Raw genomic sequence first — 25,511 nt, 5'->3', positions numbered from 1 at the left:
GGGACTTGCGTTCGCCGACCGGAGGGGATCTTACTGACCGGGCCTCATCCTCATCCTCATCCCGTTGTCCGAGGTGCCGACGGCGCCGTATGCATCCGAGGCTCCCCACGCCGGTGACACCAGGGGTGCTGAACAATCAGCTCAGCTGAATTTCGTTTTTCGCGCCGTCCGAGAATGAGGAATTGCGGACGGCGGTGATCTCGCGCGATAAGCGTCGGTGTCAGGGCTTGGCTGTGCCGTGCGCGAATTCGGAAACGTTCCGGAAATCGTCGCGATCCGAATATCATCCCGTCATTCCGCGGCTCGCGAGAAGTTTCTGACCGGCCCCTTTACGTGAAGGAAAGTTGCGCACATGATGAGGTGGTTTCGCCGATCACCTATGGAAGGGAAGAGTCATGAGCGCACGCTCAAGGCGCGCCGCAATCGTCGTCTTAACGGCGTTGCTGGCGGTCTCGGGGATGAGCGCGACCGCCTCCGGCCAGACCTCCGCCACCGGCACCGCAGCACCATCGCCCGACACATTGTCGAAGGGGGTGGTGAACAAGGCCGGCAGTGAGCGGATCCTCAGCTACTGGACCGAGGAGCGGATCCGCGCGGCCACGCCGGAACCGATCCCTTCGTCCCCGCCGCTCATCCAGAAGGGTGAGCCGCCCAAGAACGTCCTGCCGGGACAGAAGGCCGAGGGCTCGCTGCCGGCCAGGAGACTCGACCGGCCCATCGGCCCGTCGGCCGACGTCAACGCCGGGGCGCGGGCCGAGCGCTGGTACGGCCAGGGGAGCATGCCCGCCATCACCATCGGCAAGATCTACTACCGTCGCAACGACGGCTCGCCGGGCTACTGCAGCGGCAGCGTGATCACGGCCGCCAACAGGAACACCGTCTGGACCGCCGGGCACTGCATCCACGCAGGCGGCGGCGGTGACGCCAACTGGTTCAGCGACTTCATCTTCGTCCCCGACGCCGACAACGGGCTCGAACCGCACGGCCGGTGGACCTGGCGCTACGCCGCCACCGCCAACGGCTGGTGGGAGGACGGCGACTGGAGCTACGACGTCGCGGCCATCGCCTTCGACCCGCAGTCGCAGCACGGAAACCTGCAGGACTGGGTCGGCTCGCAGGGCTACCGGTTCGGATACGGCCAGGACTTCACCGACATCCACGCCTTCGGCTACCCCCAGGACGGCTACCAGCGCACCGACTTCACCGGTGACGATCTGTGGTACTGCTTCGGCGACGTCAGCCGGGCGGGCCTCTTGGACGACCGCATGGACATGGATTGCGACATGTTCCACGGCTCCAGCGGTGGTCCTTGGCTCCAGGAGCTACAGCTCGACCGGGGATGGGGCTACATCGTCGGGGCCAACAGCCACCGTACGGTCGACAACAACGGGAACCCGACCGACATCGTCTACAAGTCGCCCAACCACGGTGACGCCGCCATCAACGTCTACAACGACGTGAGCGCGAACTAGCCCGCCGCCGCGTGCGAGGGGTCTCCGTTCGCGCGGCTCCTCGCACGCGCTTTTCTCTCGCCCCTCGGTTTCTCTCACCCTCCGGTGGCCTCGTCCATGCGCTCCCTGGTCCAATAAGACGAGACCTCTTCTGGAGATCGGGTGTTCTCCACACCTCTGGAGGTCTCCTCGGGAGCCGTGTTCCCCAGGATCACGACCGCTCCGGCCACGACGAAGGCGGCGGCGATCACCAGCAGTGCGACGCCTTTTCGGCTCATACGGCCATCGTACGGCCGACGCGGAAGAAGAACGGGTCGGCGGTTTCGCGGCTCCGTGAATCGTTCGTCCCCGCCTCGATGATCGAATACCGGTGACCATCCCTTTTGCGGCTCCGTGGCCTTCGTCGTTGCGATTCTTCGGCGCATCGGATGCCTCCCTGGCACAGGCGTGGGGGATATCAGCGCGGCCTGGCGCCGGCCGGTGGTCAGCTCGTCGAGCACCACCAGCTCGGGGTCGCCCGCCAAGGCGAGCGCGAGCTGCAGCCGTTGCTTCTGGCCGCCGGACAGATCGCAGAACGCCTTGCCCGCCAGCGGTTCCAGGCTCCACCGCGCCATCACCTGGCGCCAGTCGGCCGGCTGCGGATAGAACGCGGCGAACAGCCGCAGCGCCTCACCGACCTTGATCCGGTCGGGCAGCGATCCCTCCTGCAGTTGCACGCCGATCCGCTGGGCCAGCTTGCGGCGCCGGCGCACCGGGTCGAGGCCGAGCACCTTCACCGAGCCGCCGTCCGGCCTGCGCAGCCCCGTCAGGCACTCCACGGTCGTCGTCTTGCCGGCTCCGTTGCGGCCTGCGATGCCGAAGGTCTCGCCCTCGGCGATCTCGAAGGACACGCCGTCCACGGCGACAGTGCCGCCGTATCTCTTGCGGAGCCCGCGTACCTGTACTGCCGCCATTCCGCTAGTTTCACCTCGCGCGCGTTGAAGGCGACATCCTCCAGGACGGCCGAACCCATCCTCCCTTCGGAGGATGGCGCCGCCAGCGGACGCCCCTGGAACGGGCAGGTTGTCGTCGCGGCACGGCGGCCTGGATACGCCCGATGAATCGTCCACGCGGCCGGTGAGTCTCCACGCGCGCTCATGTGAGGTCCGTGAGTCGCATTTCGGTGACGGCATGACGGCGCAGTCGATCTGGTGACCGATCTTCTGCGATATCCGGCCTGCCCGTGAACCCGGCGGCCTGCCCGGAGCGGCGGGCCGACCATCTGCGAAAGCGACTCGTGCACTTCGCGGCCGGCTGCGGGCGGGGTGATGATGCCGGTGCCGAAAGCCATCGCCAGGCACGGACGGGTTAGCCCGCCCCATGCCGCCCGCCGGTCTCCGATGACGCTGACCTCGTACTGCGCGCTCGGTCCCGCGCCGGAGAGCGGACATCGCCGCGGCAATCAACGGCACCGTCGCGCTGGGCCCGGCCCTCACCCACCTGGGCCTGCTCTCCGGCCTGGCGGGCTTGGGGCTGCCGCAGGCCGACGCCGCCCTGGGCCCGCTACGGCGCGCCGTCTGACCATCTCGTCGCGCGTCGCGGCAGCGGTGGGGGAGAACGGGGCAGTTGTCGTATGAATAGCGGATTTGTACGATGACTTGCGTACCACGCCCACCCTGACCCCGCGAGGTTCTGTCATGGCCGACCGCATCCGCCACGTCACGCTCTCCTCCGTCACGCTTCCCCTCGACGTGCCCGTCAGTGACGCCAAGGTGCTCACCGGGCGGCAGAAGCCGATGACGGAGGTGGTGTTCCTGTTCGCCGAGATCGCGACCGAGGACGGCCACTCCGGCGTCGGGTTCAGCTACTCCAAGCGGGCGGGCGGCCCCGCGCAGTACGCGCATGCCAAGGAGGTCGGGGAGAACCTCATCGGGCAGGATCCGTCGGACATCGGCAAGGTGTACGAGTCGTTGTTGTGGGCGGGTGCGTCGGTGGGCCGCTCGGGTGTGGCCACGCAGGCGCTGGCGGCCGTCGATGTGGCTCTGTGGGATCTGAAGGCCAAGCGGGCCGGTCTGCCCTTGGCCAAGCTGCTGGGGGCCTACCGCGACTCGGTGAGGACGTACAACACCTCGGGCGGGTTCCTGCACGCGCCGATCGAGGAGGTGAAGCAGCGCGCTTCGCAGTCCCTGGCGGACGGCATCGGCGGGATCAAGATCAAGGTGGGTCAGCCGGACATGCGGGAGGACCTGCGGCGGCTGGCGGCGGTCAGGGAGCACGTGGGGGACGAGGTGCCGCTGATGGTGGACGCCAACCAGCAGTGGGACCGGATCTCGGCGCTGCGCTTCGGGCGGGCGGTCGAGGAGATGAACCTGGTGTGGATCGAGGAGCCGCTGGACGCGTACGACGCCGAAGGCCACGCCCGGCTGGCGGAGGCTCTGGACACGCCGATCGCCACCGGCGAGATGCTCTCCAGCGTGGCCGAGCACGTACGGCTCATCGAGGCCCGCGCCGCCGACATCATCCAGCCCGACGCCCCGCGCGTGGGCGGCATCAGCTCCTTCCTGCGCATCGCCGCCCTCGCCGATCACGCGGGGCTGCAGCTCGCGCCGCACTTCGCCATGGAGATCCACCTCCACCTGGCCGCCGCCTACCCGCGCGAGCCGTGGGTCGAGCACTTCGAGTGGCTCAACCCGCTGTTCAACGAGCGGCTGGAGACGCGCGACGGCCGCATGATCGTGCCGGACCGTCCGGGGCTCGGGTTCACGCTGAGCGAGCAGTGCCGCGCCTGGACGACCGACCGCGTCGAGTTCGGCAAGGCGTGACGACGGCCGTGGGCGACGCGATCGCGTCCGTACGGCTCGGCAGGTACGCGGTGCCGCTCGCGACCCCCGTGAGCGACGCCAAGGTGGCCACGGGACGCCAGCGGCCCCTGTCCAGGATCGACGTGCTGACCTGCGAGATCGGCACCCGCGACGGGCTGCGCGGGCTCGGCTTCTCCTACACCACCCGCGCCGGCACGCCCGCGCAGTACGCGCATGCCAAGGAGGTGGGGGAGCACCTGCTCGGGCAGGATCCGTCGGACATCGGCAAGGTGTACGAGTCGTTGTTGTGGGCGGGTGCGTCGGTGGGCCGCTCGGGTGTGGCCACGCAGGCGCTGGCGGCCGTCGATGTGGCTCTGTGGGATCTGAAGGCCAAGCGGGCCGGTCTGCCCTTGGCCAAGCTGCTGGGGGCCTACCGCGACTCGGTGAGGACGTACAACACCTCGGGCGGCTACCTCCAGGCGCCCCTGGACGAGGTCAAGGAGCGCGCCTCGCGCTCCCTGGCCGAGGGGATCGGCGGGATCAAGATCAAGGTGGGTCAGCCGGACATGCGGGAGGACCTGCGGCGGCTGGCGGCGGTCAGGGAGCACGTGGGGGACGAGGTGCCGCTGATGGTGGACGCCAACCAGCAGTGGGACCGGATCTCGGCGCTGCGCTTCGGGCGGGCGGTCGAGGACATGAACCTCGTCTGGATCGAGGAGCCGCTGGACGCCTACGACGCCGAAGGCCACGCCCGGCTCGCCGCCGCGCTGGACACGCCGATCGCCACCGGCGAGATGCTGACCGGCGTCCCCGACCTCGTCCGGCTCATCGGGGCCGTCGACGTCGTCCAGCCCGACGTGCCCCGCGTCGGCGGCATCACCCCCTACCTCAAGGTCGCCGCACTCGCCGACCACGCGCACGCCCAGGTCGCGCCGCACTTCGTCATGGAGATCCACGTCCACCTGGCCGCCGCCTACCCGCGCGAGCCGTGGGTGGAGCACATCGAATGGCTCGCGCCGCTGTTCGAGGAGCGGCTGCGCATCGAGGACGGGCGCATGCACGTGCCCGACCGTCCCGGGCTGGGGCTCAGCCTCGCCGGGCGGGCGCGCGACTGGCTGATCGACGACGTCGAGTTCCACGGCCCCGGCCGGTAGATTGTCCGCCGTGCCGCGCAACCCTAAGGGCAACCCCGAGGACGCCGCGCCGCGCAGCCCCAAGGACCCCGAGGACCTTGAGGACGCGGTGCCGCCACGGAACGCCGCCCACCGTCCCAAGGGCCGCAGGGGCGGCCGGGGCCTTGCTCATGAGGTGGTCGAGCGGCTCAGGGCCCGCATCCTGGCCGGCGAGATCCAGCCGGGCGAGAAACTGCCCACCGAGTCGTCGCTAATCGAGGAGTTCGGCGTCAGCAGGACCGTGGTCCGCGAGGCGATCTCCCGGCTGCAGGCGGCCGGGCTGGTGGAGACCTTCCAGGGCCGGGGCTCGTTCGTGCTGGCGCTGCCGCCGCCCACGGCCTTCTCGGTGGAGGCGGCGCAGGTGCGCACCCACCGCGACGTCCTCGACATGATCGACTTCCGCATCGGCATCGAGACGGAGGCCGCGGGCCTCGCCGCCGAGCGCCGTACGGACCTGCAGCTCAAGGCCATCGAGCGGGCCCTGATCGACCTCGGGCGCTCGGGCGAGCAGCCGGGCCACGCCGTCGAGGCCGACTTCGCCTTCCACATAAAGGTGGCGCTGGCGTCCGGCAACAGGTTCTACTCCGACCTGCTGGCCTCGCTCGGCCCCATGATGATCATGCTGCCGCGCACCCGCCTCGAACACGTCTACACGGTCTCCGACGCCACCCACCTCACGCGGGTGACGCTGGAGCACGAGAACATCTACCGCGCCGTCGCCGACCGTGATCCGGCGGCGGCGCGGGCGGCGATGCGGCTGCACCTGTCCAACAGCCGCGCTCGCCTCCAGGCGCCGTAGGACCGGCTACCAGCGGGCGGTGTTCGGGGTGAAATCGGGCACGATCGACTGCATGTACGCGGTGTCCTCGCGCCCGCGCTGACCGCACTTCAGGTACTGCTCGTGCAGCGCGGCGAGCGCGTCCTCGTCCAGCTCGACCCCCAGGCCGGGCCCGCGCGGCACGGCCACGCCGCCGTCGCGGAACTCCAGCACGCCCGGCTTGACGACCTCCTCGGTCTTCCACGGGTAGTGGGTGTCGCAGGCGTAGGTGAGGTTGGGGGTGGAGGCGGCCAGGTGCGTCATGGCGGCCAGGCTGATCCCCAGGTGCGAGTTGGAGTGCATGGACAGCCCCATGCCGAACGTCTCGCAGATCCCGCCGAGCAGCGCCGAGCGGCGCAGCCCGCCCCACAGGTGGTGATCGGAGAGCACGACCTGCACCGCGTCGGCGGCCACGGCGGGCTTGATGTGCTCGAAGGCGATCACGCACATGTTCGTGGCCAGCGGCAGCTCCGTGTGCTTGGAGACCTCGGCCATGCCCTCGATGCCGGGCGTCGGGTCCTCCAGGTACTCGAGCACCCCGGACAGCCGGCCGGCCATCTCGACGGAGGTGCCGACCGTCCAGGCGCCGTTGGGGTCGATGCGCAGCTTGTGCCCGGGGAACGCGTCCGCCAGCGCCTCGACGGTCTCGGCCTCGTGGCGGGGCTCGTACACGCCGCCCTTGAGCTTGATGGCGGTGAAGCCGTACTCGTCGACCATCCGGCGCGCCTGCGCGACCATCTGCTCGGGCGTGCGGCCCTCGCCCCAGTCGTCGTCCTCCTGACCCGGGTGCCCGGCCCACTTGTAGAACAGGTACGCCGAGTACGGCACCCGCTCGCGTACGGCGCCGCCCAGCAGGTCGCTCAGCGGCCGCCCCATCGCCTTGCCCTGCAGGTCGAGCAGCGCCACTTCGAACGGCGACACCACGGTGTCCACGGCGCTGGAGACCTCCAGCATGCCGCCGAAGCTGGCACCGGCGCCGCCGGTCGACTCACCCAGGGCCTCGGCGACGATGCGCCGCAGGCCGTGCAGGTCGAAGACGTCCGCGCCGGGCAGGGCCGCAGCCACCGCCTCCAGGCGGCCGAGATGGGCCTGGTCGGCGTACGTCTCGCCGAGCCCGACCAGCCCCTCGTCGGTGTGCACCTGGACGATCGCGCGCAGCACGTACGGCTGGTGCACGCCCACCACGTTCAGCAGGGGAGGGTCGCGGAAGGCGACGGGCGTGACGACGACCCGGCTGACCCGGCCGGCGGAAACGGTCATGAAATCCTCTCCTCAACAGGGTCGGCGGCGCTGGGCGCGGGCTTGCGGCGTATCGCCTTGCGGATCAGCGGCCAGGCCGCGACGATCACCACGATGGCGAGCACTGTGCCAGAGATCGGGCGGGTGAGGAAGCCCGCGGGGTCGCCGCCGAAGATGAGCAGGCCCTGCCGCGCCGAGCTCTCGATCATCGTGCCGAGCACGAACGCCAGCACCAGCGGTCCCGGCTCGAAGCCGAACTTCTTCATCAGGTAGCCCAGCACGCCGAACGCGATCACGAGGAAGATGTCGTACACCTGGTTGCGCACGGTGTAGGCGCCGAGCAGCGTGATCAGCACCGTGATCGGGGCGAGGACGGCCGGCCGCACCCGCAGGATCCTGACGAACACCCCCACCATGGGGATGCTCATGATCAGCAGCAGGATGTTGCCGATGTACATCGAGTTGATGACGCCCCAGAACACGTCGGGGTGCTCGGTGACGAGCTGCGGGCCCGGCTGGATGCCCTGGATGAGCAGCGCGCCGAAGATCAGCGCCATCGTGGCGTTGGCCGGGATGCCCAGCGTCAGCAGCGGGATGAACGACGAGGTGGCGGCGGCGTTGTTGGCGGTCTCCGGCGCGGCCACGCCCTCCACCGCGCCGCGGCCGAACCGCTCGGGCTGCTTGGCGCGCCGCTTCTCCAGCGCGTACGCCGCCAGCGACGACAGCACCGCGCCGCCGCCGGGCAGCACGCCCAGCACGAACCCGACCAGCGAGCCCCGCCCGATCGCGCCCTTGGCCTGGCCCAGGTCGCGGCGCGACGGCCACACGTTGCCGACCTTGGCGGGGGAGTGCACCTTGTTGTGCCGCTCCTCCAGGTTGTAGAGGATCTCGCTGAGGCCGAACAGACCCATGGCGATGGGGATGAAGTCGATGCCCTCGGCCAGGTTGAGGCTGCCGAAGGTGAAGCGCTCCGCGCCGGTGAAGGTGTCGCGGCCCACGGTCGCGATCAGCAGGCCGACGCAGGCGGCGATGATGGCCTTGAGCTTGTTGCCGTTGCCGATCGAGGAGATCAGCAGCACGCCGAGGATGCCGAGCGCGGCGTACTCGGGCGGGCCGAAGTCGAGCGCGAAGCCGGCCACGATCGGCGCGACCAGCGTCAGGCCGATGATCGAGATCGTGCCGCCGACGAACGAGCCGATGGCCGCGATGCCGAGCGCCGTGCCCGCCCTGCCCTGCTTGGCCAGGGCGAAGCCGTCGAAGACGGTCACCACCGACGACGCCTCACCGGGCAGGCGCAGCAGGACCGAGGTGATCGTGCCGCCGTACTGGGCGCCGTAGAAGATGCCCGCCAGCATGATGATCGCCGAGACCGGCCCGATGCCGTACGTGATCGGCAGCAGGATGGCGATCGTCGCGCCGGGGCCGAGGCCGGGCAGCACGCCGATGAGCATGCCGATGATGACGCCGATCAGGCAGTAGAGCAGGTTGGCCGGCTCCAGCACGACGCCGAAGCCGTCGAGGATCGGGGAGATGTCCATGGGGTTTTCTCGGACTTCCTCAGATGAGGCGGGGGAGCGGGATCTGCAGCAGCAGCACGAAGAGCACGTAGAACGCGGCCACGGCGCAGATGCTGATCACGATGGAGGAACGCCACGACTCCTTGCCCAGCCAGCGCAGCCAGACGAACATCAGCAGCAGCGCGGGGATCTCGAACCCGATCAGCGGCAGCAGCGCGGCGAGCGCCACCAGCGTCACCAGGCCGATCAGGGTCTGCAGGCTCGCGCGGGAGAACCGCTCGGAGTCCTGCAGGCCGCGGCCGGTGACGAGGAGCACCACCGAGAGCACGGCGATCACGACGCTGATGGCGAACGGCCACAGCCCGGGCCCGGGCTGGGTCAACTGCCCCAGGCCGAGCCCGTAGGAGCCGATCGCGCCGAGCACGCCGACGGCCAGCGCCACCAGCGCGGCCCCGACCTGGGCGGCCGGCCCCGCGTGCGGCGGCCTGGCCTCCTCCATCTCGGCCGCGAGCCGGTCGGCCTCGGCCTGCAGCAGGGCGGCCTCGTCCGCCTCAGAGGCCGAGGCCGGTGGCCGGACCGGGTCGGAGGCCGGGTCGGACACGGACATGCAAACTCCTTCGCAGGAAGGGGATCAACCGGCCAGGCTGATGCCGAACTCGTCGAGCTTCGCCTTGTACGTCGAGGCGTCCTTCTGCAGCGAGTCGATGACCTCCTGCGGGGAGACCTCCATCGGCGTGAGCGAGTTCTGCTCGTTGAACTTCTTGTACTCCTCCGTGGCGAACGTCTTCTTGGCCGCCTCCAGCAGCTTGGCCTTGACGTTCTCCGGCGTGCCCTTGGGCGCGGTGAGGAAGCGGTACTGCGTCACCTGGACGTCGAAGCCCTGCTCGATGGCGGTCTTGACGTCGGGCAGGTAGGGGATGCGCTCCTTGGAGAAGACGGCGAGCGGGATGAGCTTGCCGGCCTTGATGTTCTCGATGGCCTCGCCGATCTGCATGGTGGAGACGTCCACCTGGTTGCCGAGCAGGGCCGTCAGGTTGGGCGCGCCGCCGTCGAACGGCACGGCCGTCGCGTCGATGCCGGCGGTCTTGAAGGTCAGCGCGGAGGCGAGCTGGGCGCCGGTGCCGACGCCGGTGGTGCCGTACCGGATGGTCTTGCCGGCCTTCTTCATGTCGTCGATCGACCTGAAGCCGGACTTGGGGTTGGTGGCCATCACGTAGTCGTCGCGCGAGACACCGGTGATGACGTCGAAATCCTCGATCTTGACGGCCTCGGACGGCGACACCGTGAGCGGGGTGATCGTGAACAGCGAGGCGTTCTGCACGGCGACCTTGTATCCGTCGGGCTTGGCGGCCTGCAGCTCCTTGGCCGCCAGCGCGCCGTTGGCGCCCGGCTTGTTGATCACGGGCGCGGAGACGCCGAGCTCCTTGGCGATGCCCTGGGCGAGCGCGCGGCTGATGAGGTCGGATGAACCGCCGGCGGACGCGCCGACGCTGAACTCGATGTTGCCCGACGGATAGTCCCCGTCGCCGCCACCGGAGGAGGTCGTCTTGACGCCACCGCACGCGGTCAGCGTCATCGCGGTGACGACGCCGACGACACCCATGAGGATGCGGCGGGGGGCTGTCCGAGATGTCGGCATGGACTTCTCCTTCATGCGGGCGAGGACCGCCCGTGGATCTTTCGTGCGCGGAGATGGAGTTGCGTCAGGTTACGGCAAGGTTTCCGCTTTGTGGTTCTCCGGAGACTAAGGACCTGCCTTGATGCCTGTCCAACGTCATTTCGGTATCAAGTGATACTCTTGCGGCATCATGCTAACCCTCGATCAGATTCGGGCATTCGTCGCGGTCGCCGAAGAACTTCACTTCGGCCGCGCCGCCGACCGGCTGCGCATGACCCAGCCGCCGCTCAGCCGCCACATCCAGAAGCTGGAACGGGCGATCGGCGTGACGCTGCTGGAACGCGACAACCGCCGCGTCGTGCTCACCGACGCGGGCCGCGGCTTCCTTGAGGACGCCCGGCGCATGCTCTCCCTGGTCGACACCGCCGGGGACCGGGCGCGCAGGATCGCGAGCGGCGCGGCCGGCATCGTACGGCTCGGCTTCACCGCCGTCTCCGCCATCAGCATGCTCGGCACGCTGCTGCGCCGCCTGGCCGAGCAGCTCCCCGACATCGACGTCATCCTGCACGAACGGGTGACCGCCGGGCAGGTGGACGGCCTGCTGCGCGGCGAGCTGGACCTGGGACTCGCCCGCCCGCCGTTCGACATCGCCACCCTCGACTCCCGCATCGTCTTCCGCGAGCCGCTGTGCGCCGTCGTCCCCGCCGGGCACCGCCTCGCCACGCTCGGCCGGCCGCTCGCCCCCGACGACTTCGACGGCCTGCCGGTGATCAGCTATAACCCCGTGCAGTCGCGCTACTTCCACGAGCTGACCGTCCGCTTCCTCACCAACGCGCACCCCCGCATCGAGCAGCAGGTGCACCAGATCCTCACCGCCGTGCTGCTGGTCGCGGCCGGGCGCGGCGTGGCCCTCGCCCCCGCCAGCGCGCGCTCGCTCGGCGTGGACGGCGTCGCCTTCTGCGACCTGGTACGCGGCGGCGGCGACCCCCTCGACCCGGCCGGCGCCACCGGCGAACCCGTCGAGCTGCACGTCATCTGGGACCGCAACTCGACCAACCCCGCGCTCGGCCGGGTGCTCGAACTGCTGCCCGCCATCGGGGAGCCGCACGACCAGTGATGCTCGTACGGCATCGCTGGATAGAGAATCGCACTTGGACAGGAATCGCTCCTCCTTCTTAGCCTGGCGGACGTCGGACCTTTCAGCCGGTGCGGGGAAACCCCACGGCCGCATGTCAAGCGAGGAGCCTCGTCATGCCCAGTTACTCCCCGCAGGAGTTGGCCAGTCAGCTCAAGAGCGGACTGCTGTCGTTCCCCGTGACCCACTTCACCGAGGACCTGCAGTTCGACGAGAAGAGCTACCGCGAGCACCTGTCCTGGCTGAGCGGCTACCCGGTGGCCGGCCTGTTCGCCGCCGGCGGCACGGGTGAGGGCTTCTCGCTGACCGGTGAGGAGATCGACCGGGTCGTGCGCGCCGCCGTCGACGAGGTGAACGGCCGCCTCCCCGTGATGGCCCCCGCCACCGGCGGCACCGCCAACGCCGTCGCCCAGGCCAAGGCCGCCGAGGCGGCGGGCGCCGACGGCATCCTGCTCATGCCGCCGTACCTCACCGAGGCCGGGCAGCAGGGCCTCATCGAGCACATCTCCGCCGTCTGCTCCGCCACGAGCCTCGGCGTGATCGTCTACAGCCGCGCCAACGCCGTGCTCAACGACCGCTCCGTCGCCACCCTCGTCGACCGCAACGAGACGCTCATCGGCTTCAAGGACGGCGTGGGCAACATCGAGAACCTCACCCGCATCTACGCCGCCGTCGGCGACCGCCTGGCCTACATCGGAGGACTGCCCACCGCCGAGACCTTCGCGCTGCCGCTGCTGCAGCTCGGCATGAGCACCTACTCCTCGGCCATCTTCAACTTCGTGCCGCAGTACGCGCTCGACTTCTACGCCGACGTGCTGGCCCAGGACCGCGAGGCCGTCTACCGGCGCATCCGCGAGTTCATCCTGCCCTACCTCGACATCCGCGATCGCATGAAGGGATACGCGGTCTCTATCATCAAGGCCGGGCTGGCCGCCGTCGGCCGTCCCGCAGGGCCGGTGCGCCCGCCGCTGCAGAATCTCACCGAGAGCGAGCTCGCCGAGCTGACCGCGCTCATCGACAAGATCCGCTAGGGGGAACCTCCCGAGATGTCGCCCACCATCGAGAGCGTCGAGGTCGTCCCGGTCGCCGGGTACGACAGCATGCTCCTCAACCTGAGCGGCGCCCACGGGCCGTTCTTCACCCGCAACGTCGTCATCGTCACCGACTCCGACGGGCGTACCGGGCTGGGCGAGGTGCCCGGCGGCGAGGCCATCAGGCAGACCATCGAGGAGGCCGCCGCGCTGCTGACCGGGCGGCCGGTGGCCCGCTACCGCGCCCTGCTGCGCGAGGTCGCCGACCGCTACGCCGCCCGCGACGCGGGCGGGCGCGGCCAGCAGACCTTCGACCTGCGCACCACCGTGCACGCCGTCACCGGCCTGGAGTCCTGCCTGCTCGATCTGCACGGCCAGTACCTCGGCCTGCCCGTCGCCGACCTGCTCGGCGAGGGCCGGCAGCGCGACCGGGTGCCGATGCTCGGCTACCTGTTCTACGTCGGCGACCCCGGTAAGACGGACCTGCCGTACCTGGTGGACGACGAGGGCGAGGACCGCTGGTCGCGGCTGCGCCGCCGCGAGGCGCTCACCCCCGACGCGGTGGTGGCGCTGGCCGAGGCCGCCCAGGAGCGCTACGGCTTCACCGACTTCAAGCTCAAGGGCGGCGTGCTGCCCGGCGAGGAGGAGGTCGAGGCGGTCAAGGCGCTGGCCCGCCGCTTCCCCGACGCCCGCGTCACGCTCGACCCCAACGGCGGCTGGCTGCTGGCCGACGCCGTACGCCTGTGCCGGGGCCTCGGCGGCGTGCTCGCCTACGCCGAGGACCCCTGCGGGGCCGAGGGCCGCTTCTCAGGGCGGGAGACGATGGCGGAGTTCCGGCGGGCGACCGGGCTGCCGACCGCGACCAACATGATCGCCACGGACTGGCGGGAGCTGGCCCACGCCGTACGCGCGGACGCGGTGGACATCCCGCTGGCCGACCCGCACTTCTGGACGATGGCCGGCTCGGTGCGCGTCGCGCAGCTCTGCCACGACTTCGGGCTGACCTGGGGCTCGCACTCCAACAACCACTTCGACATTTCGCTGGCCATGTTCACCCACGTCGGAGCGGCCGCGCCGGGCGAGATCACCGCGCTGGACACGCACTGGATCTGGCAGGACGGCCAGGCGCTCACCACCTCGCCGCTGACGATCGAGGACGGCGCGGTGCGGGTGCCCGACAAGCCGGGGCTCGGCGTCGAGCTGGACAGGGACGCGCTGGCCGAGGCGCACGAGCGCTACCTCCGCCACGGGCTGGGCGCGCGCGACGACTCGATCGCCATGCAGTACCTGATCAAGGGGTGGACGTTCGACCCGAAGCGCCCCTGCCTGGTCCGCTGACGGCCGGGCCGCGCCGGGCCTCCCGAAGACGGCGTCAGAACAGCGTGAGCGGCTGGTGCGGCTCGGGGTCGGGCAGCGGGGCGAGCTCCGGCACCAGGGCGCGCACCTCGTCGTGGAAGCGGCGGGCCAGCGCCGGCGCGTCGGCGTTGTCGGGGGTGTGCACGAACACGGTCGGCGAGCGGCCCTCGCGCAGCCACCGGGCGACCGTGTCCACCCACGGCCGCCAGCCCGCCACCGTGCGCTCCTCGTCGTCACGGCCCAGGTAGCGCACGATCGGATGGCCGGTGAGCGCCCGTGCGCGGCGCGGCAGGCGCGGCTTGCGCTCCCACGCCTCACGCTCGGCGTCGCTGGTGGGCGGCGCGGCGAACATCACCGTGGTGTCGAACGGCACCCACTCGGCACCCGCGCCGTCCAGCACCCGCTCCAGCAGGCGGGCCGCCCGCTCGTCGGTGAAGAACGCCGGATGGCGCACCTCCACGGCGTAGCGGTGGCCCTGCGGCATCCGGCGCAGGAAGGCCGCGAGCGCGCCTGCGTCGTTCGGGCCGAACGAGCCGGGCACCTGCACCCAGAACGCGTGCACGCGCGGCCCCAGCGGCTCCATGGCGTCGAAGAACGCGCGCAGTTCGGCTTCGCCGCCCATCAGCCGGTGGTCGTGGGTGACGGCCTTCGGCAGCTTGACGACGAACCGGAAGCCGGGCGGGGTCTGCGCCGCCCACGACTCCACCGTGGCGCGGGCCGGGGTGGCGTAGAACGTGGTGTTGCCCTCGACCGCGTCGCACCACCCCGCGTACGCCCTCAGACGCTCGGCCTGAGGCAGGTGGGCGGGCACGAAACGCCCCTGCCACCGCGCGTGCGCCCACATCGCGCATCCCACATGAAGCCGCATGGGCACGACGCTACCGGACCCTCGCGCGGGCAAGATCCCGGTCCCGCCGCGCCCGCACCGTGACGGCCCACGTAAGGTTGGCGGCATGGGCATGGTCGGGACGGTCGGGCTGGTGCTGCACCCCCAGCGCGACTCGAAGAAGGCGATCGACACCATCCTGAGGTGGGCGGCCGACAAGGGCGCCACCGTGCTCGGCCTGCCCGAGGAGGTGGGCCGCATCGACTGCACCGCCGTCCCCGTCGACGCCGGCGCCCTGGTCGAGCGGGCCGACCTGGTCGTCGGGCTGGGCGGCGACGGCACGATGCTGCGCACGATGCGGCTGCTCGCCGGGCGGCCGACGCCCATCCTGGGGGTCAACCTCGGCAAGCTGGGCTTCCTCGCCGAGATCGGTGTCGACGAGCTGCCGGAGACGCTGTCGGCCATCGACCGGCACGAGTACACGATCGAGCCGCGCATGGCCATCCGCAGCGAGCTCAACGGCACCAAGGTGACGGCGTTCAACGACATCGCGCTCGTCCGCACCCCCGGTGACGGGCTGGCCGGCGTCGCCGTCACCCCGGCAGGCAGCCCGTTCGTCCGCTACTCCTCCGACGCCGTCATCGTGGCCACCACCACCGGCTCCACCGCCTACAGCTTCTCCGCCGGCGGGCCCATCGTCTCGCCCCGCGTGGAGGCGGTGCTGGTCGTGGCGGCGGCCGCGCACTCGGCGTTCAACCGGGCCCTGGTGCTGCCCGCCGACGAGGAGGTGACGCTCACCGTGCTGCCCAGCAGCGGGCGGCTGGCCGTCGAGGTGGACGGCAGGGTGATGGGGCACCTGTTCCCCGGCGACAGCGTCACCGTGACCGCCTGGCCGGGCGCGGCCAAGGTGGTCCGCCTGGGCACCACGTTCTACGAGCGCGCCCGGCGCAAGCTGCGGGTCGACGGCAGCCTGCAGCCCGACTGAGCCCCCGTCAGGCGCCCGCCCGCCGCCGGTGCCGCGCCGCCCGCTGCGGCGCCGTACGGTGCGGCGGCCCGGCCTCGCGGGGCGTGAAGAAGTCGCCGGGCTCCCGGCCGGCCGGACCCCGATCCCCGCGGTCCCGGCGCGGGGCGTCCCGCTCCTCGTCCTCCCAGAAGCCGCCCTCGTCGTGCGGATCGTGGCCGGGATGGTCGCGGTCGCGGTCGCGGACGGCGGCCAGGGCGGCCAGGGCCGTCGTGATGGGCACGGCCGCGATGAGCCCGAGCGTGCCGACCACGCCGCGCACGATCTCCTGCGCGATCACCGGCGTCGTCAGCACCTGGCCCAGGGGCTGCGCGCCGATGCTGAACAGCAGCAGCAGCGGCAGCGACGCACCCGCGTACGCCAGGATGATGGTGTTGATCACCGACGCGATGTGCGCGCGCCCGATGCGCCCGGCCGCGCGGTAGAGGCGGGCGAAACCGTAGGACGGGTTGGCGCGGGCCAGCTCGGCCACCGTCACGGCCTGGGTGACCGTGACGTCGTCGAGCACGCCCAGCGAGCCGATGATGATCCCGGCCAGCAGCAGGCCCTGCGTGTCGATGGACAGGCTCATGCCCAGGGTGAGCGCGCTGTCGTCGGTGACGCCGTTCAGGCTCGCCAGGCCGAGCGCCGCGTACGACAGCAGCCCGGTCAGCGTCAGGCTGGCCAGCGTGCCGAGCACGGCGACCGACGTGGACGGCGAGAAGCCGTGCGTGAGGTAGAGCACGGTCAGCATGATCGCCGCCGACCCGACGATGGCCACCAGCATCGGCGGCCGGCCCTCCAGGATGCCGGGGATGACGAACGTCAGCAGCAGCACGAACGTCACCGCGAGCCCGGCCAGCGCCGTCACCCCGCGCCAGCGCCCGAACGCGATCACCGCCAGCGCGAACGCGATGCCGAACAGCCACAGCGGCATCGACCTGTCGTGATCGGAGAGCTGGTAGGCGCCGTCGGCGTCGCGCAGCAGGATCACGTCGTCGCCGGGCGCGAAGCGCTGCGCCCCCGGCCCGCCCGGCAGCCGCAGCTCGACGTCCCTGCCGCTGTCGCGGCCCTCGGTCAGCTTGACGACGGCCTTGCCGCAGGTGGCGGGGTCGGGCTTGGGCGCGCCCTCGGGAGCGGCGGGGCAGCGCTTCAGCGTGACGCTGGTGACCGTGCCGGTGAGCCGCTCGACGCCGGACTCCGGCGCGGGCCCCGCGGTCGTGCCCTCCGGCCAGAGCCAGACGAGCGCGGCCAGCGTGATGATCGCCAGCGGCACCAGGACGGCCAGCGCGGCCACCACGGTACGCCGCGAGGCGCGGGAACGGGAGACGGCGGTGCCGTGCGCGTGGTTGGCGCCCATCGCGTGAAAGGTCCTCCTCGGCCTGACGAAGTAGGACAGTACTGCACCCGGCGGGCCGGGGTAGACGCAACGGCATGACGTGGCTGGTCGGCACCTCGGGCTGGCAGTACAAGGACTGGCGCGGGGTGCTCTATCCGGAGGGGGTGCCGCAGCGGCTGTGGCTGGAGACGTACGCGCGCGAGTTCCCCACCGTGGAGAACAACAACGCCTTCTACCGGCTGCCGAGCAGGCAGGTGTTCGCCTCCTGGCGCGAGCGCACGCCGCCCGGGTTCGTGATGGCGGTCAAGGCCAGCCGGTTCCTCACCCACATCAGGCGGCTCGGCGAGCCCGGAGAACCGGTGGCGCGGCTCATGGCCGCCGCGGCCGGGCTGAAGGAGAAGCTGGGGCCGGTCCTGCTGCAGCTCCCGCCGTCGCTGAAGGCCGATCCCGCCCTGCTCGACCACTGCCTGGCCTGCTTCCCGCAGGGCGTGCGGGTGGCCGTGGAGCCGCGGCACCCGTCGTGGTGGAGCGAGGAGACGCGGGCGGTGCTGGAGGCGCGGGCGGCCGCCCTGTGCTGGGCCGACCGGCTGGGACGGCCGCAGGCGCCGTACTGGCGTACCGCGCCGTGGGGTTACGTACGCCTGCATGAGGGCAGATCCGCTTACGCGTACGGGGAGCGCGCGCTGCGGACGTGGGCCGCCCGCGTCGGCGAGGCCGCCTGGCCCGACGCCTACGTCTACTTCAACAACGACCCGGGAGGAGCGGCCGTGCGTAATGCTCGACGTTTCGCGGCACTCCTGGCCAGGATGGGCTGATGCACACGCGTCTGTACCGCGGTGGCCGCCTGGAGAAGGAGGGCTTCCCCATCGCGGAGGTTCCCGGCCATCTGGACGACCCCGAGGCCACGGTCTGGTTCGACCTGTGCTCGCCGACGCGGGACGAGCTGGACAAGCTGGGCGACGAGCTGGGGCTGCACGAGCTGGCCGTCGAGGACGTGCTGGCCGGCCACCAGCGCCCGAAGCTGGACATCTACGATAACCACCTGTTCGTCGCGGCCTACGGGGTGCACTTCGACGGCGAACGTGTGCACGCCGTCGAGGTGGACGTCTTCGTCACCGCCAACGCGCTGGTCACCGTGCGCGAGAGCGCGCACTTCGACATCGGCGAGGTGGTCAAGCGCTGGGACGCCGCCGCCCACCTGGCGGGGCACGGCGTGATGTTCCTGCTGCACGGCCTGCTCGACTACGTCGTGGACACCCAGTTCGACGTGGCGCAGGACCTCGACGCGCAGGCCGAGACGCTGGAGGAGTCGCTGTTCGCGGGCGAGCTCACCGACGACGAGAGCCTCCAGCGCACCCTGTACGTGCTGCGCAAGAACGTCACCAAGCTGCGCCGGGTCTCCCTGCCGATGCGCGAGGTCATCGGCACCCTGCTCAGGCGGGACGAGGCGCTGATGAGCGACCCGGTGATGGCCCCCTACTACGAGGACGTCCGCGACCACGTGCTGCGCGTCGGCGAGTGGGTGGACGAGGTCCGCGACATGCTCGCCAACGTCCGCGACACCCGCCTGTCGCAGCAGGGCTTCCGGCTCAACGTGATCATGAAGAAGATCACGAGCTGGGCGGCGATCATCGCCGTGCCCACCGCGATCACCGGCTTCTACGGGCAGAACGTGCCCTACCCGGGCATCGGCGAGCTGTGGGGGTTCTGGCTGTCCATGGTGCTGATGGCGCTCACCTCGGTCGCGCTGTACGTGGTGTTCAAGAAGAACGACTGGCTCTGATCGCAGGGCCCGCCCCGCACGTCGCGGGTGAGCCGCAGCGCCACCCGCACCTCGGCGGCGCCGTCGCGGGGGTAGAGCGGCAGGCAGCGCCCGCCCGACAGCAGCGTCCTGCGCCCGAGCGAGGTGGTCAGCAGCGGCAGCTCACGGTACGTCACCGGCTCGGCCAGGCGCAGCACCCACCCGCCGCCCGGCAGCCTGGCCCGCTCACCGTCCAGCGCGTAGTAGTCGAGCACGCCGCCGCTCAGCGAGAGCACCGCCCGCATCGTGAACCGGCCGCCCTCCACGGTGAACACCTCGGCGGACGGCGCCCGGTACATCGAATGCACGTACGTGATCGCGAAGCGGCCCGTGACGACCGGCAGGCCGTTCACGGTCAGCCGCCCGGGGCCGGCGGCGGTGCCGAGCGCCGCCACCGCCGCCAGCGCGAGAACCAGCCTGATCAGTCCTTCTCCCGGAAGTAGCGGGCCGCGCCCGGATGCAGCTCGACCGGGGCCACCTGCTGCGCGAGCGCCGGGTCCAGCTTCTTCGCCTCCGGGTGCACCTTCTCCAGCTCGGCCTTCTTCTCGAACAGCGTCTTGGTGATGTCGTAGGCGAGCTGCTCGTTCATCGAGTCGGGCACCAGCAGCATGTTCGCGATGCCGACGGTCTTGATCGTGCCGCCCTGCAGCTTGTACGTGGACAGGTCGATGTCGAGGCCGACGTACTGCTCGCCGTAGGTGGCGCGCATCTTCTCCAGCACGTCGGAGGTGTCCATGATCTTCATGTCCGGCTTGCTGACCGCGAGGTCGGTGATGCCGGCCGTGGGCAGGCCGCCGACCCAGAAGAACGCGTCGATCGTGCCGTCCTTGGCGGCCTGCACCGACTCGTTGATGGACAGCTGCTGCTTGCTGATGTCGTTGTCGGGGTCGAGCCCGGCCGCCTCCAGCACACGCCGCGCCACCACCTGGGTGCCGGAGTTGGCGGGACCGAGCGAGACGCGCTTGCCCTTCAGGTCGGCCACCGTGGCCGCGTTCACGCCGGGGGAGACCACCAGGTGCAGGTAGTTGTCGTAGATGCGGGCCAGCGCCTTGATCGGCTGCTTGGCGGTGAAGCTGTCCTTGCCGTTGACCGCGTCGGCCGCCGTGTCGGCCTGCGAGAAGCCGATCTGCGCCTTGCCCGAGGCCAGCAGCTTGATGTTCTCCACCGACGCCGAGGTGACCGAGGCGGTGGCCTGCGTGTTGGCGATGCCGGCCGACAGCTGCTTGGCCAGGCCGCCGCCGTAGACGTAGTAGACGCCCGTCGTGCCGCCCGTGGCGATCGAGATCCGGTTGCCCGAGCCGCCGCCCGCGCCACCGCCGCCGCAGCCGGCCACGGTCAGGACTGCGGCGGCGACGATCGTGAGTATCCGCTTCACCTTGGGTCCCTTCTCCTTCTTCTGACGAGGTGCGCGACGGCGGCCACGGCGAGCACGCCCAGGCCGGCGACGATGGGGACGGGTTCGAGGAACAGCAGCAGCACCGCCGCGACCGCCGCGAGCACCCGCTCGGGCCAGGCCGCCGCGCCGCCGGTGGCCACCGCGAGCGCGGCCACCGCGACCGCCGACACGGCGGTCATCAGCAGCACGGTCCCGAACGGGCCCTGCCCGAGCAGCGCCTGCCCGTTGGGCGTGAGCACGAAGGCGAACGGCACGAGGAACGCGGGCAGCGTGTACCGCCAGGTCATCAGCATCGTCCGGTACGTGTTGCCGCCCGTGATGGCCGCCGCCGCGACCGCCGACAGCGCCGTGGGCGGGCTCACCTCCGACAGCACCGCGTAGTAGAAGACGAACATGTACGCCTCGGGCCGCGTCACGCCGAGGTCGAACAGCGCCGGCCCGATGATCACCGCGGCGATGATGAAGCTCGCCGTCACCGGCACCGCTAGACCCAGCAGCAGCACCGCGACGGCCGCCATGACCGTGGTCGCGATCAGGTTGCCCGCGCCGATGTCCACGATGATGTCGGCGAGGTTCTGGCCCAGCCCGGTCAGCGTGATCGCGCCGACGATGATCCCGGCCGCCGCGCAGACCGCGGTCACCGGCAGCACCTCGAGCGCGCCCTTGGCCAGCGCCCGCCCGATGCGCCGCGGCCCCATCCGGTGCCGCGGATCGAGGAACGACAGGCCGAACGCGACCGCCGTGGCGATCGTCACCGCCTGGAACGCCGACCGGTCCAGCGCCATCAGCACCACGATGAGGAGCAGCGAGCTGAAGTGGTAGCCGAAGCGCAGCAGCAGCTTCCCCGCGCGCGGCGCGTCCACCTCGACCGCGCGGGTGCCGAAGCGGCGCGAGTCGATCTCGATGGCCAGGAAGATGCCGAGGTAGTACAGCAGCGTCGGCACCGTCGCGTACAGCAGGACCTGCAGGTAGCTCACGCCGAGGTACTCGGCGATGATGAACGCCGCCGCGCCCAGCGTGGGCGGCGACAGGATCGCGCCGATGCCGCCCGCCGCCAGGATGCCGCCCGCCTGCTCCCTCGGGTAGCCGGCCCGCCGCAGCACCGGCCAGGCCACGCTGCCCAGGCTCACCGTGGTCGCCACGCCCGAGCCCGACACGGTGCCGAGCAGGAAGCCCGCCGTGGTCACCGTACGGCCGGGCGCCGACCGCGACCTGCGGAAGGCGGCGAAGCTCAGGTCGATGAAGAACTTGCTGGCGCCCGAGTAGTCGAGCACCGCGCCGTAGATCGTGAACAGGATGATGTAGCTGGCCGCCACCTGCATCGGGACGCCGAAGAAGCCCTCGGTGCCGGTGTAGAGCTGCGCGACGATCTGCGAGATGTCGAAGCCCGGGTGCCCGATCGTCCAGTCGATCGGCAGGTACGCGCCGTAGTAGGCGTACAGCAGGAAGACCACGCAGATGACGGCGAACGTCAGGCCGACCGTGCGGCGCACCGCCTCCAGCAGCAGCACCGTCAGCACCACGCCGGCCGCCACGTCGAGGTCCGTCAGTGCCGCGCCCGAGCCGCGCTCGCGGAAGGCGTCCATGTCGAGCAGCGGGTAGACCAGCACGGCCAGCGACGCGGCGGCGAGCAGCCAGTCGGCCACGCTCGGCCGCTCGGCGCGCTTCCCCTGCTCTGAGGGCTCGGGGCGCTCCGAGGGGGGTCAGGGTGCTCTGAGGACTCAGGGCTTTCCGAGGGCACGGGGCTGGGGCGCTCCGAGGGTTTCGGGGCGGGGCGCCGCAGCAGGCGGCGCACCCGCAGGTCCAGCCCTGAGCGGTAGCAGAGAAAGACCAGCGGCAGCGCGACCGCCAGGAACGTCATCCGGTGCTGGATCGCCTCCACCGGCTGGAACACCACCAGCAGCGAGTACGCCGACAGCACCCCGCCCACGACCCACACGCCGGCCTTGAGCGGACCGCCCAGCTCGCGCGCGGGGCGCTCCTGCTCGTGGGCGGACACCAGCTCGGCCTCACGATCGCTCAGCTCGGTCAAGCCGTCCTCCTCGGACCTCGGCCGTTGGAGCGGACTTTACGAGCCGTTCACACGATCGGGGAAGCCTCTGTTACCCGATTGATCACCAAGCGTCAGCCGAAACGGCCGGGACCAGCTCGGCCCGCAGCCCCGACGCAAGGCAGCGCCGCAGCACGCTCTCCGCGGCCGGCAGCTCGGCATCCGACAGCGGCAGCACCACCGCCTGCACCGGGGCCAGCCAGGCGGGGAAGGCGCCGCCGCGCCTTCCGCTGCGGGTGCTGCCCGCCTCCCTGCTGGCGCCCGCCTTCCGCTCCGGGCCCCGCCCCCACCGATGCTCAGCCGCCGCCCCAGGTAGGCATTCGGTAAAGGGAGGGTCGGAAAACCGTAAATGATATAAAGGCAGGCGTGGCCCAGATCACCGTTGACGTGCGCCATCTTCAGGCGTTCGCCGAGGTCGGCTACCAGGTCGCGGGCGGTGGGGGCGCCCAGGGCGCGATGGCGGCGCTGCGCCGCGTCGTCCCGCTCGACGCGTACGAGTTCGTCGCCTACGACCCCGCCACCGGCCGCCACCACAGCGTGATCTCCGAGGGCCACCCGCGCATCGACCACGACGCGGCCGAGGAGTACGCCGGGCTCGACGCCTACCGCAGGGCGCTCGCCACCCGCGAGCCCGTCGAGATGCCCGAGCCGGACACCGAGCGTTACTTCCGCCGCCACCTCGCGCCCTACGGCTGGCGGGCCGGGCTGACCGCGCCGCTCTTCCTCGATGAGGGCCGCTTCACGGGCCTGCTCCACTTAGCCGCCAGGAAGGCGTTCCCGCCGCGCACCGGCGCGCTGGTGTCGGCCGTCAGCCCGCTGCTCGCGCACATCACCGACCTCAACCGGTGCGTGATCGATCCGGTGGGGCTGCCGCCCGGGTTCCGGGCGGTCGCCTTCGACCGGCTCGGCACGCGGCGCGAGGTGCCCGGCCACGAGGTCTCGCCGGTGCTGTGGGACGACCCGGCGATGGCCGCGTACGCGCGGTCCTTCATCGACTCGCGCGAGCTGAGCAGGCACGGCCTGTGGCTCGGCGGTGACGGCGGCTGGCACGAGGTGCGGCTGGTCAGGGCCGGGGTCGGGTTCCAGGGCTCGCTGCAGGGCGCGGTGGTGGCCGAGCGGCCGTGCACGCTGCCGTACGACCTGACCGGCCGCGAGATCGACGTGCTCACCAGGGTCGCGGCCGGCGACTCCAACCCGCAGATCGCGGCGGCGCTCGTGCTCAGCGTGCGCACGGTGACCACGCACCTGGAGCACATCTTCGCCAAACTCGGCTGCGACAGCCGTACCCGCCTGACCACCAAGGCGCTCGCCGAGGGCCTGTGCCGCCTCGACCTCTGACGCCCCCGCCGCGTCAGACGGCCAGGCCGGCGGGCAGCCGCTCGCCGACCAGCTCGAACCAGACCGTCGTCGAGCCCTGCTGGCGGGTGAAGCCCCAGCGGTGGCTCAGCGCCTCGATCAGCGGCAGCCCCCGGCCGCTGGTGTCCTGCGCCCCCGTACGGCACACGCACGGCGGCCGGTCCGATCCCGAGTCCGTCACGAACACCCGTACCGCGCCGCGCGAGCTGGCCAGGCTCACCGTGAACGAGCCCCCCGCACCCGATCTGCTGTGCAGCACCGCGTTCGTGGCCAGTTCGCTCGTCAGCAGCACCACGTCGTCGTAGAGCGGATGATCACGGCCGAGCGCCGACGCCACCAGCGCCCTGGCCCTCGACACCTGCGACGGTTTCCCCGGCAACCGGACCACGTGATCGTTCGGGCCGGGCCGGTAGTCCTCGATCACCTGCTGCGTGTCCGGCGGTGCCACGGCGACCTCCCCCATATCGGTGACGTAATGAGACGCGCGAACGGGGGCCCGGGGACTATCGCGAAAAGGTAGGAATCGCCTTTCCGAGGTCGCCTGCACGGCCTGCTGCGCCGACCGAGTACGCTGCGATCGACGAGTCGTCTAGGCCCATGGGGGAGCAGGAGGTCGCGTGAGCAGCCTGGAGGCCGTCTGGGTGCAACCGTACGACCGGCCTGGCGCGGCGGTCGTCACCGGAGTCTTCGACATCCTGCATGTGGGCCACGTGCGCTACCTCGGCGCGGTGGCCGCCCGGGGGCTTCCCCTCGTCGTCGGCGTCGAGGACGATCCGCGCGTACGCGCCTGGAAGGGGCCGACCCGGCCGGTCAACCCGGCGGCGGAGCGGGCCGAGGTGCTGGCCGCGCTCCGGTTCGTGACGGGCGTCTTCATCGTGGCCGGGCCGCCCGAGGCGCACGGGCCCGAGGACTACATCGACCTGCTCGCCCCCATGCGTCCCGGCGCGCTCGCCCACACCGCCGGCGACCCGCACGCGGGGGCCAGGGCCGCCGCCGCGGCCATCCTGGGGGCCGAGTGCTGGGAGATGGACGCCATCCCCGGCCGCTCCACCACCCGCATCGTCAACGCCGCTTCCAAGGGCTGAGCCTTCGCGGCCGGCGGGCCGGCCTCAGCGGCGACCGGCCAGGCGGTCGAGCAGAGAGTCGTCCCCGCCGGGCGCGAAGGGTGCGCCCAGCGTACGGGCGCGCAGGCCGAGGGCCGCGGCCTCGCCGAGCAGGCTGACGCCGATGGAGAGGGCCATCGGGCGGACCTGGTCGGGGGTGCCCGCCGCCGTCGCCAGGGCGCCGATGCCCGCGTTGATCCCGGCAGAGACGGCCCACGCGAGCAGGGTCCAGCCGGTGTAGCGCTGCCAGATGTGGCCGTCGCGGACGTACAGGCGCGGAGTGAGCCCCCGCACGGCGCCCAGCAGCACTCCCGCCACCGTGCCCGCCAGCACCCAGGCGAGGTCCGCCCCCGCCGGGTGCACGTCCTTGACCAGCGTGTACGCGCCGATGCCGATGAGCACGACGGGCGGTGTGAACAGGTCGCGGGCCCGCAGCGGCTCACCTTTGAACCGCCGGATCACCACCACGACGACCATCGCCACCACGAGCAGGGGGGACAGTGCATCGCTCATGTACGCCTCCG

Annotated in this window: 25 protein-coding genes; 12 read left to right on the top strand and 13 right to left on the bottom strand. The window is 71.3% G+C overall.

Going from position 1 to position 25,511, the window contains the following annotated elements; all coding sequences use genetic code 11:
* Positions 1-395 precede the first annotated feature (395 nt).
* Positions 396-1,472 (top strand): hypothetical protein, encoded by a 1,077-nt coding sequence (locus AB0K67_RS07400; protein WP_364054397.1) that lies wholly within the window; start codon positions 396-398, stop codon positions 1,470-1,472.
* 74 nt (positions 1,473-1,546) lie between these two features.
* Here AB0K67_RS07400 and AB0K67_RS07395 read toward each other — a convergent pair whose 3' ends face one another.
* Positions 1,547-2,341: an ABC transporter ATP-binding protein gene (locus AB0K67_RS07395; RefSeq protein ID WP_364054394.1), complete on the bottom strand. Its 795-nt coding sequence runs from the start codon at positions 2,339-2,341 to the stop codon at positions 1,547-1,549.
* A 786-nt stretch (positions 2,342-3,127) separates the two neighbouring features.
* Between AB0K67_RS07395 and AB0K67_RS07390 the strand changes: the two genes are divergently transcribed.
* The 3 genes from AB0K67_RS07390 to AB0K67_RS07380 are packed head-to-tail and all read left to right on the top strand — an operon-like array spanning position 3,128 to position 6,202.
* The gene (locus AB0K67_RS07390) at positions 3,128-4,252 is read left to right on the top strand and encodes a mandelate racemase/muconate lactonizing enzyme family protein (protein ID WP_364054391.1); all 1,125 of its coding nucleotides are present in this window, start codon (positions 3,128-3,130) and stop codon (positions 4,250-4,252) included.
* A complete protein-coding gene (locus AB0K67_RS07385; protein WP_364054388.1) occupies positions 4,249-5,385 on the top strand; it encodes a mandelate racemase/muconate lactonizing enzyme family protein in 1,137 nt (378 codons plus the stop codon). Before AB0K67_RS07390 ends, AB0K67_RS07385 begins: the two co-directional genes overlap by 4 nt.
* A gap of 10 nt (positions 5,386-5,395) precedes the next feature.
* Positions 5,396-6,202 carry a FadR/GntR family transcriptional regulator gene (locus AB0K67_RS07380; protein WP_364054385.1) on the top strand — a complete coding sequence of 269 codons (807 nt, stop codon included), beginning with the start codon at positions 5,396-5,398 and terminating at the stop codon, positions 6,200-6,202.
* 6 nt (positions 6,203-6,208) lie between these two features.
* On the opposite strand, the gene AB0K67_RS07375 is transcribed toward AB0K67_RS07380, so the two are convergent.
* The 4 genes from AB0K67_RS07375 to AB0K67_RS07360 are packed head-to-tail and all read right to left on the bottom strand — an operon-like array spanning position 6,209 to position 10,615.
* Complete coding sequence (locus tag AB0K67_RS07375) at positions 6,209-7,480, bottom strand: glucarate dehydratase family protein (protein WP_364054382.1); 1,272 nt, start codon at positions 7,478-7,480, stop codon at positions 6,209-6,211.
* A complete protein-coding gene (locus AB0K67_RS07370) occupies positions 7,477-8,997 on the bottom strand; it encodes a tripartite tricarboxylate transporter permease (RefSeq protein WP_364054379.1) in 1,521 nt (506 codons plus the stop codon). Before AB0K67_RS07370 ends, AB0K67_RS07375 begins: the two co-directional genes overlap by 4 nt.
* A 19-nt stretch (positions 8,998-9,016) precedes the next feature.
* Positions 9,017-9,583, bottom strand: coding sequence for a tripartite tricarboxylate transporter TctB family protein (locus AB0K67_RS07365; protein ID WP_364054376.1), 567 nt, complete (start codon positions 9,581-9,583; stop codon positions 9,017-9,019).
* A gap of 24 nt (positions 9,584-9,607) precedes the next feature.
* Positions 9,608-10,615, bottom strand: a complete 1,008-nt coding sequence (locus AB0K67_RS07360; RefSeq protein WP_364054373.1) for a tripartite tricarboxylate transporter substrate binding protein — start codon at positions 10,613-10,615, stop codon at positions 9,608-9,610.
* 169 nt (positions 10,616-10,784) lie between these two features.
* Here AB0K67_RS07360 and AB0K67_RS07355 point away from each other — a divergent pair, with 169 nt between their 5' ends.
* The 3 genes from AB0K67_RS07355 (at position 10,785) to AB0K67_RS07345 (ending at position 14,098) form a co-directional block, all read left to right on the top strand.
* Entirely contained in the window at positions 10,785-11,711 is a 927-nt protein-coding gene (locus AB0K67_RS07355; protein WP_364054370.1) for a LysR family transcriptional regulator, read from the top strand.
* Positions 11,712-11,845: 134 nt separating this feature from the next.
* Positions 11,846-12,760, top strand: a complete 915-nt coding sequence (kdgD, locus tag AB0K67_RS07350; RefSeq protein ID WP_364054367.1) for a 5-dehydro-4-deoxyglucarate dehydratase — start codon at positions 11,846-11,848, stop codon at positions 12,758-12,760.
* Positions 12,761-12,775: 15 nt separating this feature from the next.
* Positions 12,776-14,098 (top strand): enolase C-terminal domain-like protein, encoded by a 1,323-nt coding sequence (locus AB0K67_RS07345; RefSeq protein ID WP_364054364.1) that lies wholly within the window; start codon positions 12,776-12,778, stop codon positions 14,096-14,098.
* Between the two features lie 34 nt (positions 14,099-14,132).
* On the opposite strand, the gene AB0K67_RS07340 is transcribed toward AB0K67_RS07345, so the two are convergent.
* Positions 14,133-14,984 carry a DUF72 domain-containing protein gene (locus AB0K67_RS07340; protein WP_364054361.1) on the bottom strand — a complete coding sequence of 284 codons (852 nt, stop codon included), beginning with the start codon at positions 14,982-14,984 and terminating at the stop codon, positions 14,133-14,135.
* Between the two features lie 85 nt (positions 14,985-15,069).
* Here AB0K67_RS07340 and AB0K67_RS07335 point away from each other — a divergent pair, with 85 nt between their 5' ends.
* Positions 15,070-15,927, top strand: a complete 858-nt coding sequence (locus AB0K67_RS07335; protein ID WP_364054358.1) for an NAD(+)/NADH kinase — start codon at positions 15,070-15,072, stop codon at positions 15,925-15,927.
* Between the two features lie 7 nt (positions 15,928-15,934).
* Here AB0K67_RS07335 and AB0K67_RS07330 read toward each other — a convergent pair whose 3' ends face one another.
* On the bottom strand, positions 15,935-17,302 hold the full coding sequence (locus AB0K67_RS07330; RefSeq protein ID WP_364054355.1) for a YibE/F family protein: 1,368 nt from the start codon (positions 17,300-17,302) through the stop codon (positions 15,935-15,937).
* Positions 17,303-17,376: 74 nt separating this feature from the next.
* On the opposite strand from AB0K67_RS07330, the gene AB0K67_RS07325 reads away from it, so the two are divergent.
* The gene (locus AB0K67_RS07325) at positions 17,377-18,096 is read left to right on the top strand and encodes a DUF72 domain-containing protein (RefSeq protein WP_364054352.1); all 720 of its coding nucleotides are present in this window, start codon (positions 17,377-17,379) and stop codon (positions 18,094-18,096) included.
* On the top strand, positions 18,096-19,064 hold the full coding sequence (locus AB0K67_RS07320) for a magnesium transporter CorA family protein (RefSeq protein WP_364054349.1): 969 nt from the start codon (positions 18,096-18,098) through the stop codon (positions 19,062-19,064). The genes AB0K67_RS07325 and AB0K67_RS07320 overlap by 1 nt, the downstream gene beginning before the upstream one ends.
* On the opposite strand, the gene AB0K67_RS07315 is transcribed toward AB0K67_RS07320, so the two are convergent.
* From AB0K67_RS07315 to AB0K67_RS07300, 4 genes are read right to left on the bottom strand one after another with little or no spacing between them, the layout of a single operon-like run.
* Positions 18,959-19,477 carry a hypothetical protein gene (locus tag AB0K67_RS07315; protein ID WP_364054346.1) on the bottom strand — a complete coding sequence of 173 codons (519 nt, stop codon included), beginning with the start codon at positions 19,475-19,477 and terminating at the stop codon, positions 18,959-18,961. The genes AB0K67_RS07320 and AB0K67_RS07315 overlap by 106 nt on opposite strands.
* Positions 19,478-19,503: 26 nt before the next feature.
* Entirely contained in the window at positions 19,504-20,457 is a 954-nt protein-coding gene (locus AB0K67_RS07310; protein WP_364054343.1) for a TAXI family TRAP transporter solute-binding subunit, read from the bottom strand.
* Positions 20,454-22,124, bottom strand: a complete 1,671-nt coding sequence (locus tag AB0K67_RS07305; protein WP_364054340.1) for a TRAP transporter fused permease subunit — start codon at positions 22,122-22,124, stop codon at positions 20,454-20,456. The genes AB0K67_RS07310 and AB0K67_RS07305 overlap by 4 nt, the downstream gene beginning before the upstream one ends.
* Positions 22,025-22,510: a hypothetical protein gene (locus AB0K67_RS07300; RefSeq protein WP_364054337.1), complete on the bottom strand. Its 486-nt coding sequence runs from the start codon at positions 22,508-22,510 to the stop codon at positions 22,025-22,027. The genes AB0K67_RS07305 and AB0K67_RS07300 overlap by 100 nt, the downstream gene beginning before the upstream one ends.
* Before the next feature lie 384 nt (positions 22,511-22,894).
* Here AB0K67_RS07300 and AB0K67_RS07295 point away from each other — a divergent pair, with 384 nt between their 5' ends.
* On the top strand, positions 22,895-23,866 hold the full coding sequence (locus AB0K67_RS07295) for a helix-turn-helix transcriptional regulator (protein ID WP_364054334.1): 972 nt from the start codon (positions 22,895-22,897) through the stop codon (positions 23,864-23,866).
* Positions 23,867-23,879: 13 nt separating this feature from the next.
* Here AB0K67_RS07295 and AB0K67_RS07290 read toward each other — a convergent pair whose 3' ends face one another.
* The gene (locus AB0K67_RS07290; protein ID WP_364054331.1) at positions 23,880-24,332 is read right to left on the bottom strand and encodes an ATP-binding protein; all 453 of its coding nucleotides are present in this window, start codon (positions 24,330-24,332) and stop codon (positions 23,880-23,882) included.
* Positions 24,333-24,501: 169 nt separating this feature from the next.
* On the opposite strand from AB0K67_RS07290, the gene AB0K67_RS07285 reads away from it, so the two are divergent.
* Positions 24,502-24,969 carry an adenylyltransferase/cytidyltransferase family protein gene (locus AB0K67_RS07285; protein ID WP_364054328.1) on the top strand — a complete coding sequence of 156 codons (468 nt, stop codon included), beginning with the start codon at positions 24,502-24,504 and terminating at the stop codon, positions 24,967-24,969.
* Between the two features lie 24 nt (positions 24,970-24,993).
* Here AB0K67_RS07285 and AB0K67_RS07280 read toward each other — a convergent pair whose 3' ends face one another.
* Positions 24,994-25,500, bottom strand: coding sequence for a hypothetical protein (locus AB0K67_RS07280; RefSeq protein ID WP_364054325.1), 507 nt, complete (start codon positions 25,498-25,500; stop codon positions 24,994-24,996).
* Between the last annotated feature and the right edge of the window lie 11 nt (positions 25,501-25,511).

The organism is Nonomuraea sp. NPDC052634, from assembly GCF_040678535.1.
GTDB classification, from domain to species: Bacteria; Actinomycetota; Actinomycetes; order Streptosporangiales; family Streptosporangiaceae; genus Nonomuraea; species Nonomuraea fastidiosa.
Note: the sequence above shows the minus strand (reverse complement) of the source record. Positions and strands in the feature narration are given on the sequence as shown.